18 protein-coding genes and 2 tRNA genes are annotated in these 17,868 nt (G+C 48.2%); 18 read left to right on the top strand and 2 right to left on the bottom strand.

Annotated features, from left to right (window positions below):
- From CGC65_RS01410 to CGC65_RS01470, 13 genes are all read left to right on the top strand, one after another.
- The gene (locus tag CGC65_RS01410) at positions 1-1,392 is read left to right on the top strand and encodes a V-type ATP synthase subunit B (RefSeq protein ID WP_002566404.1); all 1,392 of its coding nucleotides are present in this window, start codon (positions 1-3) and stop codon (positions 1,390-1,392) included.
- 5 nt (positions 1,393-1,397) lie between these two features.
- The gene (locus CGC65_RS01415; RefSeq protein WP_002566403.1) at positions 1,398-2,018 is read left to right on the top strand and encodes a V-type ATP synthase subunit D; all 621 of its coding nucleotides are present in this window, start codon (positions 1,398-1,400) and stop codon (positions 2,016-2,018) included.
- Positions 2,019-2,027: 9 nt separating this feature from the next.
- Positions 2,028-2,408: a MazG family protein gene (locus CGC65_RS01420; RefSeq protein ID WP_002566402.1), complete on the top strand. Its 381-nt coding sequence runs from the start codon at positions 2,028-2,030 to the stop codon at positions 2,406-2,408.
- Positions 2,409-2,508: 100 nt separating this feature from the next.
- Complete coding sequence (locus CGC65_RS01425; RefSeq protein ID WP_002566401.1) at positions 2,509-2,784, top strand: HU family DNA-binding protein; 276 nt, start codon at positions 2,509-2,511, stop codon at positions 2,782-2,784.
- A 3-nt stretch (positions 2,785-2,787) separates the two neighbouring features.
- On the top strand, positions 2,788-3,027 hold the full coding sequence (locus tag CGC65_RS01430) for an RNA-binding S4 domain-containing protein (protein ID WP_002566400.1): 240 nt from the start codon (positions 2,788-2,790) through the stop codon (positions 3,025-3,027).
- A gap of 112 nt (positions 3,028-3,139) precedes the next feature.
- Entirely contained in the window at positions 3,140-3,427 is a 288-nt protein-coding gene (yabP, locus tag CGC65_RS01435) for a sporulation protein YabP (RefSeq protein ID WP_002566399.1), read from the top strand.
- 8 nt (positions 3,428-3,435) lie between these two features.
- On the top strand, positions 3,436-3,816 hold the full coding sequence (yabQ, locus tag CGC65_RS01440) for a spore cortex biosynthesis protein YabQ (protein WP_002566398.1): 381 nt from the start codon (positions 3,436-3,438) through the stop codon (positions 3,814-3,816).
- A gap of 4 nt (positions 3,817-3,820) precedes the next feature.
- Positions 3,821-4,138 carry a septum formation initiator family protein gene (locus CGC65_RS01445; protein WP_002571091.1) on the top strand — a complete coding sequence of 106 codons (318 nt, stop codon included), beginning with the start codon at positions 3,821-3,823 and terminating at the stop codon, positions 4,136-4,138.
- A 104-nt stretch (positions 4,139-4,242) separates the two neighbouring features.
- Positions 4,243-5,661 (top strand): SpoIIE family protein phosphatase, encoded by a 1,419-nt coding sequence (locus CGC65_RS01450; protein WP_002566396.1) that lies wholly within the window; start codon positions 4,243-4,245, stop codon positions 5,659-5,661.
- Between the two features lie 90 nt (positions 5,662-5,751).
- A complete protein-coding gene (gene tilS / locus CGC65_RS01455; protein ID WP_002566395.1) occupies positions 5,752-7,191 on the top strand; it encodes a tRNA lysidine(34) synthetase TilS in 1,440 nt (479 codons plus the stop codon).
- 20 nt (positions 7,192-7,211) lie between these two features.
- Positions 7,212-7,745, top strand: coding sequence for a hypoxanthine phosphoribosyltransferase (gene hpt, locus CGC65_RS01460; protein ID WP_002566394.1), 534 nt, complete (start codon positions 7,212-7,214; stop codon positions 7,743-7,745).
- A gap of 22 nt (positions 7,746-7,767) precedes the next feature.
- Positions 7,768-9,582: an ATP-dependent zinc metalloprotease FtsH gene (ftsH, locus tag CGC65_RS01465; RefSeq protein WP_002566393.1), complete on the top strand. Its 1,815-nt coding sequence runs from the start codon at positions 7,768-7,770 to the stop codon at positions 9,580-9,582.
- Positions 9,583-9,981: 399 nt separating this feature from the next.
- A complete protein-coding gene (locus CGC65_RS01470) occupies positions 9,982-12,105 on the top strand; it encodes a glycoside hydrolase family 13 protein (protein WP_002566392.1) in 2,124 nt (707 codons plus the stop codon).
- Positions 12,106-12,309: 204 nt separating this feature from the next.
- Here the strand turns inward: CGC65_RS01470 and CGC65_RS01475 are convergent.
- Both CGC65_RS01475 and CGC65_RS01480 read right to left on the bottom strand, forming a co-directional pair.
- A tRNA-Leu gene (locus tag CGC65_RS01475) sits at positions 12,310-12,393 on the bottom strand.
- Positions 12,394-12,495: 102 nt separating this feature from the next.
- Positions 12,496-12,577: transfer RNA gene (locus tag CGC65_RS01480), tRNA-Tyr, on the bottom strand.
- Between the two features lie 365 nt (positions 12,578-12,942).
- Between CGC65_RS01480 and CGC65_RS01485 the strand changes: the two genes are divergently transcribed.
- From CGC65_RS01485 to CGC65_RS01505, 5 genes are read left to right on the top strand one after another with little or no spacing between them, the layout of a single operon-like run.
- Positions 12,943-13,995: a LacI family DNA-binding transcriptional regulator gene (locus CGC65_RS01485; protein ID WP_002566391.1), complete on the top strand. Its 1,053-nt coding sequence runs from the start codon at positions 12,943-12,945 to the stop codon at positions 13,993-13,995.
- A gap of 6 nt (positions 13,996-14,001) precedes the next feature.
- On the top strand, positions 14,002-14,733 hold the full coding sequence (locus CGC65_RS01490; protein ID WP_002566390.1) for a 6-phosphogluconolactonase: 732 nt from the start codon (positions 14,002-14,004) through the stop codon (positions 14,731-14,733).
- A gap of 21 nt (positions 14,734-14,754) precedes the next feature.
- Positions 14,755-16,077, top strand: a complete 1,323-nt coding sequence (locus CGC65_RS01495) for an ABC transporter substrate-binding protein (RefSeq protein WP_002566389.1) — start codon at positions 14,755-14,757, stop codon at positions 16,075-16,077.
- Between the two features lie 57 nt (positions 16,078-16,134).
- Complete coding sequence (locus tag CGC65_RS01500; protein ID WP_002566388.1) at positions 16,135-17,028, top strand: carbohydrate ABC transporter permease; 894 nt, start codon at positions 16,135-16,137, stop codon at positions 17,026-17,028.
- On the top strand, positions 17,025-17,858 hold the full coding sequence (locus CGC65_RS01505; protein WP_002566387.1) for a carbohydrate ABC transporter permease: 834 nt from the start codon (positions 17,025-17,027) through the stop codon (positions 17,856-17,858). The genes CGC65_RS01500 and CGC65_RS01505 overlap by 4 nt, the downstream gene beginning before the upstream one ends.
- Positions 17,859-17,868 lie beyond the last annotated feature (10 nt).

Here is a 17,868-nt window from a genome sequence, read left to right on the forward strand (position 1 = left end):
ATGGCAATTGAATATTTAGGTTTAAGTGAAATCAATGGCCCTCTGGTGGTCCTGGAGGGCGTTCAGAATGCGGCTTATGATGAAATCGTGGAAATGACCGTGGCCGGAAATCTCCACAAGATAGGACGCATCATTGAAATATACGGGGACAAGGCCATCATACAGGTGTTTGAGGGCACGGACGGCATGGCCCTGCGCAATACCCATACCAGGCTTACGGGCCATCCTATGGAGATAGAGGTTTCCGAGGAGATGCTGGGGCGTACCTTTAACGGCATCGGCCAGCCCATTGACGGTCTGGGTGACATCATATCCGACATAAAGCTGGATATCAACGGGAAACCCTTAAATCCTGTGACCCGTGAGTACCCGAGAAACTATATCCGTACGGGAATTTCAGCCATTGACGGGCTGACCACCCTGATTCGCGGACAGAAGCTTCCCATCTTTTCGGGAAACGGTCTTCCCCATGACCAGCTGGCTGCCCAGATTGTGCAGCAGGCCTCCCTGGGGGAGAATTCGGATGAGGAATTTGCCATTGTGTTCGGCGCCATGGGCGTTAAATATGATGTGGCTGATTTCTTCCGCCGTACCTTTGAGGAGAGCGGCGTATCCGAGCATGTGGCCATGTTTATCAACCTGGCCAACGACCCTGTGGTGGAGAGGCTTATCACCCCTAAAATCGCCCTTACCCTGGCCGAGTATCTGGCCTTTGAAAAGGGAATGCATATACTGGTTATACTGACGGACATGACCTCCTATGCCGAGGCCATGCGTGAGGTCTCCTCCTCCAAGGGCGAGATTCCGTCCAGAAAGGGATTTCCGGGCTATCTCTACAGCGACCTGGCTTCCCTCTATGAGAGAGCCGGCATTGTGGCGGGACGGCCTGGTTCCGTGACCCAGATACCGATTCTCACCATGCCTAACGATGATATCACCCATCCTATCCCTGACCTGACAGGATACATTACAGAGGGCCAGATTGTTCTGGACCGGCAGCTGAACGGGCAGAATATCTATCCGCCCATCAACGTGCTTCCCTCCTTATCCAGGCTTATGAAGGACGGCATCGGCGAGGGTTACACCAGGGCGGATCATCAGGACGTGGCCAACCAGCTTTTCTCCTGTTATGCAAAGGTGGGGGATGCCAGAGCCCTGGCATCGGTTATCGGCGAGGATGAACTTTCACCCATTGACAAGAAATACCTGGAGTTCGGCAAGGCCTTTGAGGAGTATTTCATAGGACAGGCCCCCCATGAGAACCGCACCATCCTGGATACCCTGGATATAGGCTGGAAACTTCTGGGAATGCTGCCCAGGGAGGAACTGGACCGTATCGACACCAAGGTGCTTGACCAGTATTATAAACCTGCGGATACCATGAAGGAGTGATGTAAATGGATCCAAATACATTTCCCACCAAAGGCAACCTGATAGCGGCAAAGAATTCACTGGGCCTGGCCTATATGGGCTACGGACTCATGGATAAGAAGCGGAATATACTGATTCGGGAGCTAATGGAGCTGATTGACGAGGCAAAGGGAATCCAGTCAGAGATCGACAGCACCTTCCGGGAGGCTTATGCGGCGCTCCAGAAGGCCAATATTGAGCTGGGCATCAACTATGTCCAGGAGATAGGCGCCTCTGTGCCCATAGACGACCGGGTGAAAATCAAGGCCAGAAGCATCATGGGTACGGAAATTCCCCTGGTCCAGCATGAATCGCAGCCTTTGGCCCTGACCTATGGTTTTTATAACACCACCGAGTCCCTGGATGAGGCCAGATACCATTTTGAGAAGGTAAAGGAGCTGACCATCAAGCTTTCCATGGTGGAGAATTCCGCCTACCGGCTGGCCAACTCCATTAAGAAAACCCAGAAACGGGCCAATGCCCTTAAAAACATCACCATACCTCATTATGAGGACCTGAGCAAGTCCATCTCCAATGCGCTGGAGGAAAAGGAGAGGGAGGAATTTACCCGCCTGAAGGTAATCAAGCGCAATAAAGAGAAGGTGTAGGAGGTTTTTATGTATACATTTGATGACCTTGTGGGAATAATAGCAAAGCTGCGGTCGCCTGAGGGCTGTCCCTGGGACAGGGAGCAGACCTTTGAGAGCCTGAAAAAATGTCTGGCCGATGAGACCGAGGAAGTATTCCAGGCCATAGACAACAAGGATATGGAAAACCTGTGCGAGGAGCTGGGGGACGTACTGCTCCAGGTCATCCTGAACAGCCAGATTGCAAAGGAAGAAGGCAGGTTTACGATTGACGATGTAATTGACGGATTATGCCGGAAAATGGTACGAAGGCACCCCCACGTATTTGGCGGTGTAAAGGTGAATTCCGTGGAGGAAGGAACCGCCCTCTGGAATCAGATAAAAATGCAGGAAAAAGCCAAAAAACCTTGACAAATCATAGTAAAACAGATATAAATGATTAAGTACACTATGACTTTAAAATGTAACGATTCCGGGGCCTTTCCCGGACAATATCTAGGAGGAAAAATTGATGAACAAGACAGAATTAATTGCAGCAGTTGCTGAGAAGGCAGAGCTTTCTAAGAAGGACGCAGAGAAGGCAGTTAAGGCTTTCACAGACGCTGTATCTGAGGAGCTGGTTAAAGGCGGAAAAGTACAGTTAGTAGGCTTCGGAACCTTTGAAGTATCTGAGAGAGCTGCAAGAGAGGGAAGAAATCCCAAGACTGGTAAGACGATGACCATCGAGGCTTCCAAGACTCCAAAGTTCAAAGCTGGCAAGGCATTAAAGGATGAGGTTAATAAATAATCCATGAGATTGGACAAGTTTCTGAAAGTTTCCCGCCTTATCAAGCGCAGGACCGTTGCCAATGAGGCATGCGACGCCGGACGTGTTCTGGTAAATGATAAGCCGGCAAAGGCGTCCGTCAGTGTAAAAACAGGTGATATCATCGAGATCCAGTTCGGAGCCAAGGCTGTTAAGGTGGAGGTTCTGGACGTACAGGAAACTGTGAAGAAGGATGAGGCTAAGGAACTTTACCGTTATATTTAGCGGCAGTTTGCATTGGATGTTTTAACTGCTGCAATATTTAAGATAAGTGGCATAGAATGGCCAACCTCCCCATATATTTAACATAGGTTAGATATACGGGGAGGTTTTTTGCATGGAAGAAAAGATTGGAAGCAATCGTCAGCATAAGCTTATACTGCAGAACCGGGGCAAGGGAAACATAACCGGCATATGCGATGTGGTGTCTTTTGATGAAAATGCAGTTGTCCTGGACACGGATATGGGTCTGCTTACCATTAAGGGGAAGGAACTTCATGTAAGCCGCCTGACCCTGGAAAAGGGAGAGGTGGACATAGAGGGAACCATAGACAGCATGGTCTACAGTTCCAATGAAGCCCTCAGGAAGTCGGGGGAATCCCTGTTCACCCGGCTGTTTAAGTAGGGGGCATCATGAGCAGCAGGATTCAGTATGAAGCCTGGCTGATGGTGCTCAGCCTGGTCACAGGCGGTTGGCTCATGCTGGCCTATGATACCCTCAGGGTGTTCCGCCTGGTTATCCGCCACGGCCCCTTCTGGACAGGGGTGGAGGATTTTTTGTATTGGCTTTATGCGGGGCTGGTGACCTTTATTCTTCTCTATGAGCAGAATGACGGCGTGTTCAGGGCCTATGTCATAGGAGGGGTATTTGCGGGGATGATTCTGTATGACAGGTTTATCAGCAGAATTTTCTTTAAGTGCTTGAAAAAGGCCGGCAAATGCCTTAGAATGATTATTAGCAGGCACAGACAGAAAGCTGTCTGCAGCCCGGAAAAAGACGGAGCTGGTGATTGAGCAGATGAAATCCTACGGTAAATCAAGGCGTGTAAAACGCGATAAATGGACGAACCGCATGGCCATCATGGGTATTACCCTGGTAGTCATGTTTTTGGCTGTGGCAATCAATATAAAAGGCGCAGATCTTAAGAAATCGGACCTGGAATACAGCATCCGTGAACAGAACCTGGAGCAGCAGAAGGAAGAGGAAGAAAAGCGGACTGCTGAGCTTCAGGAATACAAGATTTACGTCAAGACCAAGCAGTATGCGGAGGAAGTGGCCAAAGAAAAGCTGGGGTTAGTGAATCCGGATGAGATTTTGTTAAAGCCCACTGAGTGATGGCGAAAACAGGCGAACGATTTTTAAAAATTCATGCATGAATTGACATATATTTCCCTCCTGGGTGCGTATACTGAAAGTTACGCGGATTAGGAGGGATTTTTGTGTTTATCAGAGAGCGGGAAGTAAAGGGAAGAACAGATGTAAATTATTATACGGCCAGGAGACTGGGGGATATGGCAGAGTCCTTAAACCAGCTGGCCAGAGCGTTTGACGACGGTATAGAGAAAAACGGACAGCTGACAAAGGACGATGGACTGGCCGCCATGCAGGCCAGCGCTGCCCTGGTGTGCGACAACTGCAGCAGGTGTAATCTGTATGCGGACAGTGAGAAGGAGGACAGCTATTACCTCTATTATCTTCTGCGGGCATTTGAGCAGAAGGGACATATTGATTTTGAGGACATGCCTCAGATGTTTCAGAGCGGGTGCCGGAAAAAGGAGGATTATCTTGCCCAGCTGAACCGGAGCCTGGGAAGGGCTACCATGAACCTGTCCTGGAAGAACCGTTTCCTGGAGAGCAGGGACGCGGTCATATCCCAGTTCAGGGAACTGTCGGTGATACTGGAGGAATTTTCCCACCAGATTGACCGTGCCAGGGATATTACGGATGAGTATGAATACATACTGAAAAAATATTTTAAACGCTATCATGTTGCCCTGGGCAACCTGCTGTTATTGGAGTACGAGAACGGGCAGAAGGAAGCTTTTTTAACGGCCAGGACCACCAACGGCCGCTGCATTACATCCAAGGATGCGGCGCTGATCATGGGAGAGGTCATGGATGGGACAAGGTGGAGTCCGGCCAAGGACAGCCGCAGCATTATCACCAAGCAGTATGAAACCGTGCGTTTTCTGGAGGAGGGAGGGTACCGTATGCTCTATGGAGCATCCAGGATTCCAAAAAAGGGCGAAAAGTATTCCGGGGATAATTATACCTTCTGCGAAAGTCCGGGAAACCAGGTGGTTATGAGCCTTTCCGACGGAATGGGAAGCGGGGAGACAGCGGCCAGGGAGAGCAAGCAGGTGGTGGAACTGACGGAGCAGCTTCTGGAAACCGGATTTTCCCCAAGAGCCGCCCTTAAGCTGGTGAATACAGTGCTTTTGCTGGCTGGTCCGGAACAGCACCCGGCTACTCTGGATCTCAGCTGCATCGACCTGCATACCGGCGTTCTGGAAGCTATGAAGCTGGGAGCAGTGCCGACCTTCATAATAGGAGAAGAGGGAGTGGAAATCATGGAAGCCGGAGAAGTGCCCATGGGAATACTGAGCGGGGTGGAACCCGTTCTCATGTCCAGGAAGCTGTGGGAGGGCGACCGGATTGTCATGGTCAGCGATGGGGTGCTGGATGCATTGCCGGGAGATGATAAGGAGCAGGCCATGCAGCAGTATCTGGAGAGCGTGGAGGAGATGGGGCCCCAGGAACTGGCGGACCAGGTACTGGATTTTGCGGTATCCTTTATTCCGGCGCCAAGGGATGATATGACGGTCCTGACAGCAGGAATCTGGAAAAGACGCTCATAATTTACAATGACAGGCTTGCAAGGAGGGACGTTTGCGGGTATATTATAAGAAATAGACAGAGATAAACAATATGGGACACAGGAGAGACAGGTGGAAGGACTGGAGCACAGGGTCAGGGAGACCATGGAACAATATCATATGCTGGAGCCGGGTGACCGGGTTATTGCAGCAGTTTCAGGAGGGGCAGATTCCGTCTGCCTCTTAGCGTTGTTATGCGCATGGAGGGAACCGCGGGGAATCAGTATCAGGGCGCTCCATGTCCATCACGGGCTCAGGGGGGAGGAAGCTGATCGGGATGCGGATTTTGTCAGGTCATTGTGTGAAGGGCTTCATGTCCCCTGTCATATCCTAAAGGTAGATGTGCGCGGCCTGGCGGCTGAAAAGGGCATGTCTGAGGAGGAGGCCGGGCGTTTTCTGCGCTATGAGGCATTGGAGAAGGAGGCCCTGGACTGGGAAGGCGAGGACCGGGCCAGCGGGGCCCGGAGCGGACAGGACGGAGATTGGGCACATGGCGGTTTGGCTGGCAGCAGTCTCAGTCCCGTGAAAATCGCGGTGGCCCACCACAGCGGGGACCAGGTGGAGACGATTCTCCACAATCTGTTCCGGGGAAGCGGTCTTTTTGGAATGAAGGGGATCGTCTACCGGAGAGGCAGGATTATCCGGCCGCTGCTGGACGTGGACCGGGACTGTATCCTTAAGTGGCTGGCGGACCATGATCTGCCCTATGTGCAGGATTCCACCAACGATACCCTTCACTACACGCGCAACAGGATACGCAATCAGCTGCTGCCGGAGATTGAGCAGTATGTAAACAGGGGAGCCGCGGGCAATATACTGCGTCTGGGGCGTCTGGCGGCGCAGGCAGACGAGTACCTGGAAAGCCAGGCGGCTGCCTGGATTAAGGCCCATGTGAGGAAAAACCCAGGGGCATACATTCCGGCCGAGGCGTTTTTGCAGGAGCCGGAGATACTGCGGTCCTATGTGGTGATGTCGCTCCTTAAGGAGCTGGGAGGAGCCTCCAGGGACCTGGGGCTGGTTCATGTGAGCCAGGTCATGGAGCTGGCCGGGCGGGCCGTGGGAAAACAGGTGGATTTGCCCTACGGGCTGTCAGCCATAAGGGAGTACGAGGGAATCTGGATGGGCAGAGGAGACCCGGCGTCAGAGGAAGAATGGGGAGACCTGCCTATTGTGGATATGGAGGTTTTTTCTCGGAAAAAAGGGATGGAATTTCCTAAAAATGTGTATACGAAATGGTTTGACTGTGATAAAATAAAGGGTACGCCCGTGGTGAGAACCAGGCGTCCGGGGGATTTTATCGTCCTGTCGGACAATAACCACAAGGCGCTTAATCGTTTTATGATTGATGAGAAGATACCCAGACAGATGAGGGATAAGATACCCCTTCTGGCAGATGGCAGCCATGTGATGTGGATTATAGGATACCGCATCAGCGAGTATTACAAGATAGGACCGGATACGGTCCGGGTGCTGCAGGCAGAGGCAGGCCAGACTGGAGAGAGAAAAGAATAGGTGAAACGGAGGATAAGGTAATGGCTGACAGAATTCGTGTTTTATTGACGGAAGAGGAAGTCGATAAAAGGATTAACGAAGTAGCGGCAAAAATCAGCGAGGATTATGCAGGAAAGCAGGTCCACATGATATGCATATTAAAGGGCGGAGTATTCTTTACCTGCGAACTGGCAAAGAGGATGACGGTTCCGGTGTCCCTGGACTTTATGTCCGTGTCCAGCTACGGCGGCGGCACTGTGTCCAGCGGCGTGGTCAGGATTGTAAAGGACCTGGATGAGTCCCTGGAAGGCAAGGATGTACTGATTGTGGAGGACATTATAGACTCCGGCCGTACGCTGGCATATCTGATTGAGGTGTTGAAGCAGAGAGGTCCAAAGAGCATCCATCTGTGCACACTTCTTGATAAGCCGGAGCGCAGGGTGAAGAAGCAGGTGAAGGTGGACTATACCTGTTTTACGATACCGGATGAATTTGTAGTGGGATATGGACTGGATTATGACCAGAAATACCGTAACCTGCCTTACATCGGAGTAGTAGAATTGGATGCAGAATAAGAAGGTCTAAGGAGGCAATTCGGTGAGACAGCAGCAGACATTTAGAGGATTTATATTCATACTTCTGATGCTGATCTTAATCGCCACCGCGGTGAGATTCCCTTACGCAAGGCAGGCGGATAAGGTCACAAATCAGGATTTTATCAAGATACTGGAGGATGGCCAGGCGGCAGACGTGAGCATCCACCAGAATCCGCAGACTCCCACGGGAGAAGTGGTACTGACCCTTTTGGACGGTCAGGTGAAGCGGCTTTATGTTTCGGATGTTAAGGACGCACAGAAGCTTCTGGAAGCCCATGACATGGCGTATACGACCATGGATGTGCCTCAGGAGAATTATCTGGTGACCATCATCCTTCCCTTCATGCTGTCTATTGTGGTGGTGGTTATCATCATCATGGTCATGAACCGGAGTGCGGGCGGCGGAGGTGCCAATGCCAGGATGATGAACTTTGGCAAGAGCAGGGCCAGGATGAGCCGGGACAGCAAGGTTAATTTTTCCAATGTTGCCGGTCTTGTGGAAGAAAAGGAAGAACTGGAAGAGGTGGTGGATTTCCTTAAGAATCCCCAGAAGTATACCAGCGTGGGAGCCAGGATACCAAAGGGCCTTCTGCTGGTGGGCCCTCCGGGAACCGGTAAGACCCTGCTTGCCAAGGCAGTGGCAGGAGAGGCGGGAGTACCGTTTTTCTCCATATCAGGTTCTGATTTCGTGGAGATGTTTGTGGGTGTGGGCGCTTCCCGCGTCCGTGACCTGTTCGAGGAGGCCAAGAAGAACTCTCCCTGTATCGTGTTTATCGACGAGATTGACGCGGTTGCCCGCCGCAGAGGTACAGGTATGGGCGGCGGCCACGATGAGAGGGAGCAGACACTGAACCAGCTGCTGGTAGAGATGGACGGCTTTGGCGTCAATGAAGGCATTATCGTCATGGCGGCCACGAACCGCGTGGATATCCTGGACCCGGCTATCCTTCGACCGGGCCGTTTTGACAGAAAGGTGGCAGTGGGACGTCCCGATGTGAAGGGGCGCGAGGAAATCCTTAAGGTCCATTCCAAGGAAAAGCCTCTCAGCGAGGATGTGGATCTGCACAGGGTGGCCCAGACCACGTCAGGCTTCACAGGAGCTGACCTGGAAAACCTGATGAATGAGGCAGCCATTATATCCGCCAGGGAAAACCGCAGGTTCATCAAGCAGAGCGATATCGACCGGGCCTTCGTGAAGGTGGGAATCGGTGCTGAGAAGAGAAGCAAGGTAATATCCGAGAAGGATAAGAAGATAACGGCTTACCATGAGGCGGGCCACGCCATCCTGTTCCATGTGCTTCCGGACGTGGGACCGGTGCACACTGTGTCCATCATCCCCACGGGAATCGGGGCAGCCGGTTACACCATGCCCCTGCCTGAAAAGGATGAGATGTTCAATACCAAGGGCCGCATGAAGCAGAATATCATGGTGGATTTAGGCGGCCGGATTGCGGAAGAGCTGATATTTGACGATATCACCACCGGCGCATCCCAGGATATCAAGCAGGCCACCCAGATTGCCAGGGCTATGGTGACCCAGTACGGCATGTCTGAGAAGGTAGGAATGATTCAGTACGGCGGCGATGAGAATGAGGTATTTATCGGACGGGACCTGGCCCATACCAAGTCCTACGGCAATGAGGTTGCTGACACCATTGACAGTGAGGTCAAGCGGATCATTGACGAGTGCTACCAGAAGGCAAAGGATATCATCAAGCAATATGACTATGTCCTCCATGCCTGCGCTGATTTGCTGATTGAGAAAGAGAAAATCAGCCAGTCTGAGTTTGAGGCGCTGTTTACACCGGTGCAGTAGCATAGTATTTCGGTTCTGTTTTGGGCTGAGAATGATGGAAAATAGTATAAAAAAGGGGAGGGAGGCTATAAAGCCCCCTCCTTTGTCTATATTGCTCATAAATACACTGGAAAATATTGCATCTTTGTGCACACTTTTTTTCGTTCCTATGCTATTATAATAGACGTAACCCCCCCAATACATTATATAGTTTTTGCTACACCCCATAAGAAACGAAATACCTTCTCCTGAAAAGCCTGGCTACCCCGCCAGGCTTTTCACTTTGTGAGAAAGCCATGGAAAAGGTGTAATGTTATCAAGATTTTTCTGGTATAATTTTTCTTGTATATTTGAGAAAATTCAGATACAATAAAGGAACAGGATTGTAATTATGAGCAAATTAGGAAAAGGATATAAAACGTGGAAGATAATTTGAAGGGACGTATCAACAGGGATGCCCTTTTTTCCTCTGAGACAGAGGATTACCGCATGCCAATGGAACCGGACGCAGATGACGATGTGCTGCTTCGCATGCGGACAGCTAAGGGCAATGTGGATCATGTATATTATGTGGAGGATAAAGCCGAGGTGGAGATGACCAAGGCCAAGTCCGATGAATTGTTTGATTACTATGAATATGAAATTACAGTAGGCACCGATCAGGTGCTTTATCACTTTAAAGTGGTATCCGAACAGGATGTCTGTCTTTATAACCGGCTGGGACCCACACAGGATGGCCAGCCATGCTTTGATTTCAAGATTACCCCGGGATTCCACACGCCGGAATGGGCAAAGGGTGCGGTCATGTACCAGATTTTTGTGGACCGTTTCTGCAATGGAGATGAGAGCAATGATGTGGAATCATATGAGTATGTCTATATCGGCCGTCCGGTACAGAAGGTTACGGAATGGGACCGGTACCCGGCCGCCATGGATGTGGGGTACTTTTACGGAGGCGACCTGCAGGGAATCTGGGATAAGCTGGACTACATCAAGAAGCTGGGAGTGGAGGCCATCTATCTGAATCCGGTATTTGTATCCCCCTCCAACCATAAATATGACTGTCAGGATTACGAGCACATTGATCCCCACTTTACCAGAATAGAGAAGGACGGGGGAGGTCTGGTCAGGCCTGACGCCACGGATAACAAGGAGGCTGACCGGTACGTGCAGCGCAGCGCAGGCAAGGAGAATCTGGAAGCCAGCGATGCATTTTTTGCCCGGTTTGTGGAGGAAGTCCATAAGCGGGGGATGCGGGTAATTCTGGACGGAGTGTTCAATCACTGCGGCTCCTTTAACAAATGGCTGGACGCAGAGGGAATCTATGAGCATTCCGGCGACTATGAGGCAGGGGCCTATGAGAGCAAAAGCAGCCCCTATCACAGCTTTTTCCAGTTCCATGACGACAGCGACGGGGCCTGGCCTTACAACAGGACCTATGACGGATGGTGGGGACATGACACCCTGCCCAAGTTAAATTACGAGAATTCTGAAAAACTGGTGGAGTATATACTGAACGTGGCCAGGAAGTGGGTATCCCCGCCCTATTCCATTGATGGCTGGCGTCTGGATGTGGCTGCCGACTTGGGACACACGGCAGAATACAATCACGAATTCTGGCGCAGGTTCCGCCAGGCCGTAAAAGAGGCTAATCCGGAAGCGCTGATTCTGGCGGAGCACTACGGGGATCCTGCTTCCTGGCTGGAGGGAGATCAGTGGGATTCTATCATGAATTACGACGCGTTCATGGAACCGGTCACGTGGTTTCTGACCGGCATGGAGAAACACAGCGACAGTTATAACGGGGGCATATGGGGAGATGGTGAGGCTTTTTTTAACGCCATGGGATACCATATGAGCCGTATGCAGACCAACACGGTGATGACGGCCATGAACCAGCTGTCCAACCATGACCATTCCCGTTTCTTAACCAGGACCAACCAGATGGTAGGCCGTATCCAGACAGCTGGTCCGGAAAAAGCAGGACAGAATATAAAGCCCTGTGTGTTCAGGGAGGCAGTGGTGATTCAGATGACCTGGCCGGGAGCCCCCACGCTTTACTACGGCGATGAGGCCGGAGTCTGCGGATGGACGGATCCGGACAGCAGGCGTACCTATCCATGGGGGAAAGAGGATTTAGAGCTTATAGAGTTCCACCGCTATATGACCGGAATCCACCGCAAGATACCGGCGATCAGAAAGGGTGCGGTAAAGCCCCTTCTGGCCGGATACCAGAAGATTGCCTACGGGCGTATGTACGGCAAATATCAGGCCGTGGTGGTCATATCCAACAGCCCGGACAGCCAGACCATGGACATTCCGGTATGGCAGCTGGGCGTTACTGACGACATGGTGTTAGGCAGGCCCATCCTGACCGCTGAGACAGGGTACAATGCAGGGGTCATGCTCTACCGCATAAAGAATGGCATGCTGAAGCTGAACATGCCGCCTTACAGCGCGGCAGTATTCGTTTCTCAGCCGGATGAATTTTATCCGGTGGTGGATTCGCGGTTCGCGGATGATGGGGCGGCTGTGGAGAAGTAGGCAGAAGGATGATGTAAGACTGACAAATGTTGTAAGACAGGGGGATTTTGAATCTGATATAGGAAAGAGCACCTTTCGGAGGCGGAGAATTGTTCCGCGGGCGGGGAGGTGCTCTTTTTGGGAGCAACCAAGTAAGCATCATAAAAATAGAGTGCTGTAAAAACATTAGAATTTTCAAATGCTTTTACAACACTCCATTTATAATGCGGGTGGCCGGACTTGAACCGGCACGGTATCGCTACCGAGGGATTTTAAGTCCCTTGTGTCTGCCTATTCCACCACACCCGCATAAGTTACCCGCAGGTACTTTTCAACACGTGCCCCAGCTGAAAACCAGGACCTTTACATGCACTGCACTGATGTCCTTAAGCCATATTTTAGGCACGCTAGTGGGCGAAGGTGGATTCGAACCACCGAAGCTATTAGCAGCAGATTTACAGTCTGTCCCCTTTGGCCACTCGGGAATTCGCCCAGAGTTTGCTTTAATAAGCAGTGATTATAATACCACAGACTTCGGAAAAAATCAAGCATTTTGTGAACATTTATCAGCCATAATTGTCACAGATTTGTGGCTGGTATGGTTGGAAGTATTAGCAGGCGATCATTTTCTTTACAGTAAATAAAAAAAGTTTTTTTGCTGTTGGTTGCTGTCAGATAGAAAAACTTTCTATAAAAGTCTGAAAAGAACTATAAAAATGAATTAATAACATAAAAAGGTAAAAAAATCCATAGAAAAATATGAAGAATAAGAAAAAGGCCCCCCATTGACAGTAAAATATGTCCATGCTAATATGAGCTCATAGATAACGTTTTCTATATAATATTTGAGGGGCCCCAATGAATAAGAAAACAACGATTAAGGATATTGCTAAAAAGGCAAACGTATCAATTGCTACTGTGTCCAGGGTACTGAGGCGTACGGATTACCCTGTCAGCCAGGACGTAAAAAAACGTGTTTTTGACGCTGCGGACGAGCTGGAATACAAGCCCAATTTGTTCGGCAGGATGCTGCGCGGGGATGCCAGCATTGAGATCGGTATTATTGTTCCGTCAATTAATAATCCGTTTTATGCAGCACAAGTGGCAGCGTCAGAGGAGGAATGTTTATCCCGTAATTTCATTCCTATAATCTGTAACTCCAATTCCAATCCAGGATTGGAAAGCTGGTATCTGGAAATGCTGGAGGAAAGGCAGGCAGCAGGTATATTGCTGACAACAATCCAGAATGAGGAGACTTTTGTCAAACGGATTGAACGGCTCAACATGCCTGTCCTTCTGGTGGATCAGGGAATTGAGAATTATACAGGAGACCGTGTGCTGTTTAATTTCTTTAAGGCTGGTTATATGGCGGCAGAGTATCTGATTGAATGCGGACATAAAGACCTGGCATTGGCGTCAGGACCAATTACAAGACATAACAGAAGAGAGATACTGAGGGGCTTTAAGCAGGCGCTGCTGGATTATGATATTGTTTTTAATAAGCGCCGAATTGTGAATTATGATTCCAAATATGATATTTATAATATTGGAGATGATCAGGGAGCCATCCAGATTATAGACAAAATGTTTGAGGAGGAATATCTTCCGGAAAGTATTGTTGCGATTAATGATTCACTGGCAATTAAGATGATAAATGAATTACATAATCGCGGAATCCATGTTCCCAATGATATTTCCATTGTTGGAATGGATGATATTTTTGTCAGTAAGATGGTGACGCCAAGACTCACTACAATTCATGAACCGGCAGAAGAGATGGGTAAACGGTCCGCTAAATATCTTATTGATAAAATTGAGGGTAAGTCCAGGAATATAGTTAATATCACAATGCAGCCCACTTTGGTTGAAAGAAATTCTGTAAGGAAGGTTCATAGTAAAATCAGGAGGTAAGGAGAGATGGCGGTATATATTCTTGACAATTCCGAAGAATTGGGAGAGAAGGCAGCTGAATTAATTGCTCAAAAGTTAAATGAAGCCATAGAAAAAAAAGGGAAGGCAAGAATCATTCTATCCACAGGTGCATCACAGTTTGAGACAATTAAGTATCTGGTTGAGAAGAACGTTGATTGGGAAAAGGTTACTATGTTTCATTTGGATGAATACCTGGAACTGCCGGAAACCCACAAGGCAAGTTTCAGGCGTTATCTGAAAGAGCGTTTTACCAGCAAAGTACCGGTTAAGGTGCATTTTGTAAACACGGAAGGAGATGTGGAGGAGAATCTGAAGGAGCTGACCAGTGAGATTCGTAAAGATATCATAGATATAGGTGTTATAGGTATTGGCGAAAACGGACATATTGCTTTTAATGATCCCCCAGCTGATTTTGAGACGCGGGAAGCATACAGAATCGTGGAATTGGAGGAACGCTGCAGAAAGCAGCAGCTGAATGAGGGCTGGTTCCCAACACTTGATGATGTCCCGTTCAAAGCCGTTTCAATGACTCCTTATCAAATCATGCAGTGTGAGACAATTGTATCCAGTGTACCGGGGGAAAGAAAGGCGGAGGCTGTCAGGAATACATTAAAGTCGGATGAAGTTACTAACATGGTTCCGGCTACCTTACTTAAGACACATAAGGATTGGCATTTGTTCTTGGATAAAGAATCATCATCGCTTATTGACAGTTAGTGTAAAGGGAGGAGAATTAAAATGAGGAAAATGATATCTGTTTTGTTGGCAGGTGTTCTGGCTGTTAATCTAGGTGCGTGTTCTTCGGCAGCGTCAAAGGCATCTAAAGAAGCAGAATCTGCTGCTCCGGCAGGAACCACGGCTCAGGAAAGTGGTGGAAAGCGTACTTTGCGTATAGCAGGCGAGTCGTGGCAGGTCACAAAGCTATTTCTGAATGAAGCAGCTGAAGCATTCATGAAGGACCATCCGGATGTTACGGTTGAGGTACAGACCTATGCGGATCCTACGGTGGTGTCCAATTACAGTATTAACTGGCAAAAAGGAGATACCCCTTGCGATCTGGTGGTTATAGATGGAGCCTCCTTTGCAGAACAGTTTGTTACAAAGGACCTTATATATGACTTTGACCAGGATTTAAAGTTTTTTGATACATATTCCAAAGATAAGTTCATCCCTGCGGCATTGGAGATGGCGAAACTTCACGATAAACAGTATGTAATCCCTGTCATACAGGAAGTGACGGCTATTAATATAAATAAAGCGATGTTTAAAGATGCAGGCCTTGTGGATGAAAACGGGGATGCACTTGTTCCAAAGACATGGGATGATGTATATGAATTTGCTAAGAAACTGACAAAGACGGAGAATGGTGTCGTTACGCAGCAGGGATGTACCATTCAGTGGAGCAAGGATATACATGGAACTGTATTAGGTATTCTTCAGGCATCCTGTGGCGGACTGTATCAGGAGGATGGAATCACGGTTAACTTCCAGTCCCAAGAATTTAAGGATATACTGGCAATCTGGCAGAAAGGGGTTAAGGAGGGGGTGTTCTCCACCGAGACATTTGCCGACTACGATGCAGGTAAGAACAGTTATAAAGCTGGTAAGGTTGCCATGCTTCTTCAGTCAGGTTCCAACTGGGTGGAAGCGATTCCAACGATTGGAGAGGACAATGCATCTGTTGTACCCATCCCAGGGGGAGAAGAGAATGGATCAGTTGGATATGTAAATGGCGTCATCATTCCCAAGTGTTCTCCAAGCTCTGACCTGGCAGTACAGTTTGTTCAGGAACAGCTTTTAGGTGAATATACACAGACCAGTACAGTGAACCAGTATGGTAAAATTCCTGTAATTACAGAGTATTACAATAAGACAGAATCACCTAATTGGCAGAATATTAAGGGATCCATCGAAAAGGCAGTCACCTATCCTCCTTATAAAGATTTAGGAGAATTTGTAATAAAGTGTCAGGAGATCTTCCAAGCCAGCCTCGTGGACGGAACAGATGTGAATACCACAGCTGAGGAGCTTCAAAATATGGTAAATAAGTTGGATAAGTAATTTGCAAAGGTGCTATGCAAATCATGTGTAGCACCTTTCTTGGCAAGGAGGCAGAAAATGAAGAGGACGTGGAACGCAAAGAAACAAAAGGCATTTTGGGGGATACTATTTGTCTTGCCCAGTTTTTTGATTATAGCTGTATTTGTGGCATATCCCCTGTGCTATACAGCGTACCTAAGTATGTCTGAATATGACTTTATGTATGATTTGACTCCCTCTTTTGTAGGAATAAAGAATTATGTGTCACTGTTTTCTGACCCTGATTTCCTTGTATCAATGAAGAATACAGCAGTATTTGCTTCTTTAGATTTCCTGTTGCTGATGGTATTGTCACTGATTATAGCATTGCTTATTTTCTTCTGTAAAAAGGGAACAGGTATTTTCAGGACAGCAGTATTCACTCCTATTGTAGTCCCTGCATCGCTGGCATGTATCATATTTGGCTGGCTGTTCAGTGAAAATTTCGGATACATCAATTATTTTCTGGTAAAAATTGGACTTCCGCAGTTTACCCGTGCCTGGCTGACCTCCAGGAATACGGCCATGGGAACCACTATTGCGGCCAATCTATGGTACAATATAGGATTTATAACCATTCTGTTTTTAGCCGGGCTTCAATCTATATCTGCAGATATTCTGGAGGCGGCGGTAGTTGACGGCGCAACAGGAATAAAGAAGATTTTTTATATTGTTCTGCCGAATTTAAGGGAAAGCTTTGTCATTACTGGTATATGGGGAATCGTCACCGCTTTGAAGGTCTTTGTGGAACCCATGGTTATGACCGGAGGAGGTCCGGGCAACGCCACCAGGACATTGTATATGTATATATATAACACCGCATTTAAATATTTTGATATGGGTTATGCGTCAGCCATGGCTTTTGTACTCAGTGGATTGATTCTCCTGTTTTCACTGATTAATTTGATGGTTTCGAAAGGAGAAAATGAATGAAGGTAATGAAAAATATCCCCAGATTGATTATGCTCGCAGTGCTGACCCTGATTGCAGTGGTTTTTGTTATTCCTATTTTTTATAGTGTATTTAATTCTTTTAAAAGCCAGAAAGAAATTTTATCTACAACCATGACATTTTTCCCCAACAGTCCATCCCTGGAAAATTATTTATATGTGTTCCAGCATGGCTCACAGTATTTGGGGTATTACGTAAATAGCTTGAAGATTACATTTATTGGGGTAATATTAACCGTTATTCTGAGTGCAATGAGCGGATATGCCTTTGCAAGGCTTCCTTTTAAAGGGAGCGGCGCAGTGATGGCATTTATTCTATTCGTCATAACCTTTCCTTTGGCAGCACTTTTGATTCCAATTTATATTATGGAATATAATGTTGGACTTTTAAACACAACTATGGGTTTAGTATTTCCAAATGTAATGAATGTGCTTCCGTTTTCGATTTTTATTATGCGTGGAATTTTTCTGGGGCTTCCTATTGAATTAGAGGAGGCGGCAAGAATGGATGGATGCAGCGTATTCAGGACGTGGAAAGATGTTATGGCGCCTTTGGCTAAGAATGGGATGATAATTGTGCTGGTATTTTCTTTTTATAATATATGGGGGGAATATACCATGGGAAAGACACTGGCTACTCAGGACAGCGCCATGCCCATTGCGGTAGCTTTGACGCTGTTAAAGGGTGACAGCTGGAATTTTGGAGTACTGGGTGCGGTCATAACAATGACAATCATACCTCCGGTAATTATATTTATTATATTCCAGAGACAACTGGTGGACGGCATTGCCATGGGGGCTGTAAAGGGATGATTGTAAGAGT

This window comes from Enterocloster bolteae, assembly GCF_002234575.2.
Lineage (GTDB): Bacteria > Bacillota > Clostridia > Lachnospirales > Lachnospiraceae > Enterocloster > Enterocloster bolteae.

Bases quoted from the DNA above. Each gene is read 5' to 3' on its own strand.
- CGC65_RS01430 (WP_002566400.1), top strand. From the start codon at position 2,788: ATGAGATTGGACAAGTTTCTGAAAGTTTCCCGCCTTATCAAGCGCAGG.
- CGC65_RS01505 (WP_002566387.1), top strand. From the start codon at position 17,025: ATGAAGGTAATGAAAAATATCCCCAGATTGATTATGCTCGCAGTGCTG.
- CGC65_RS01490 (WP_002566390.1), top strand. From the start codon at position 14,002: ATGGCGGTATATATTCTTGACAATTCCGAAGAATTGGGAGAGAAGGCA.
- CGC65_RS01495 (WP_002566389.1), top strand. From the start codon at position 14,755: ATGAGGAAAATGATATCTGTTTTGTTGGCAGGTGTTCTGGCTGTTAAT.
- CGC65_RS01410 (WP_002566404.1), top strand. From the start codon at position 1: ATGGCAATTGAATATTTAGGTTTAAGTGAAATCAATGGCCCTCTGGTG.
- CGC65_RS01425 (WP_002566401.1), top strand. From the start codon at position 2,509: ATGAACAAGACAGAATTAATTGCAGCAGTTGCTGAGAAGGCAGAGCTT.
- yabP (WP_002566399.1), top strand. From the start codon at position 3,140: ATGGAAGAAAAGATTGGAAGCAATCGTCAGCATAAGCTTATACTGCAG.
- CGC65_RS01500 (WP_002566388.1), top strand. From the start codon at position 16,135: ATGAAGAGGACGTGGAACGCAAAGAAACAAAAGGCATTTTGGGGGATA.
- hpt (WP_002566394.1), top strand. From the start codon at position 7,212: ATGGCTGACAGAATTCGTGTTTTATTGACGGAAGAGGAAGTCGATAAA.
- CGC65_RS01415 (WP_002566403.1), top strand. From the start codon at position 1,398: ATGGATCCAAATACATTTCCCACCAAAGGCAACCTGATAGCGGCAAAG.
- CGC65_RS01420 (WP_002566402.1), top strand. From the start codon at position 2,028: ATGTATACATTTGATGACCTTGTGGGAATAATAGCAAAGCTGCGGTCG.
- CGC65_RS01485 (WP_002566391.1), top strand. From the start codon at position 12,943: ATGAATAAGAAAACAACGATTAAGGATATTGCTAAAAAGGCAAACGTA.
- yabQ (WP_002566398.1), top strand. From the start codon at position 3,436: ATGAGCAGCAGGATTCAGTATGAAGCCTGGCTGATGGTGCTCAGCCTG.
- CGC65_RS01445 (WP_002571091.1), top strand. From the start codon at position 3,821: ATGAAATCCTACGGTAAATCAAGGCGTGTAAAACGCGATAAATGGACG.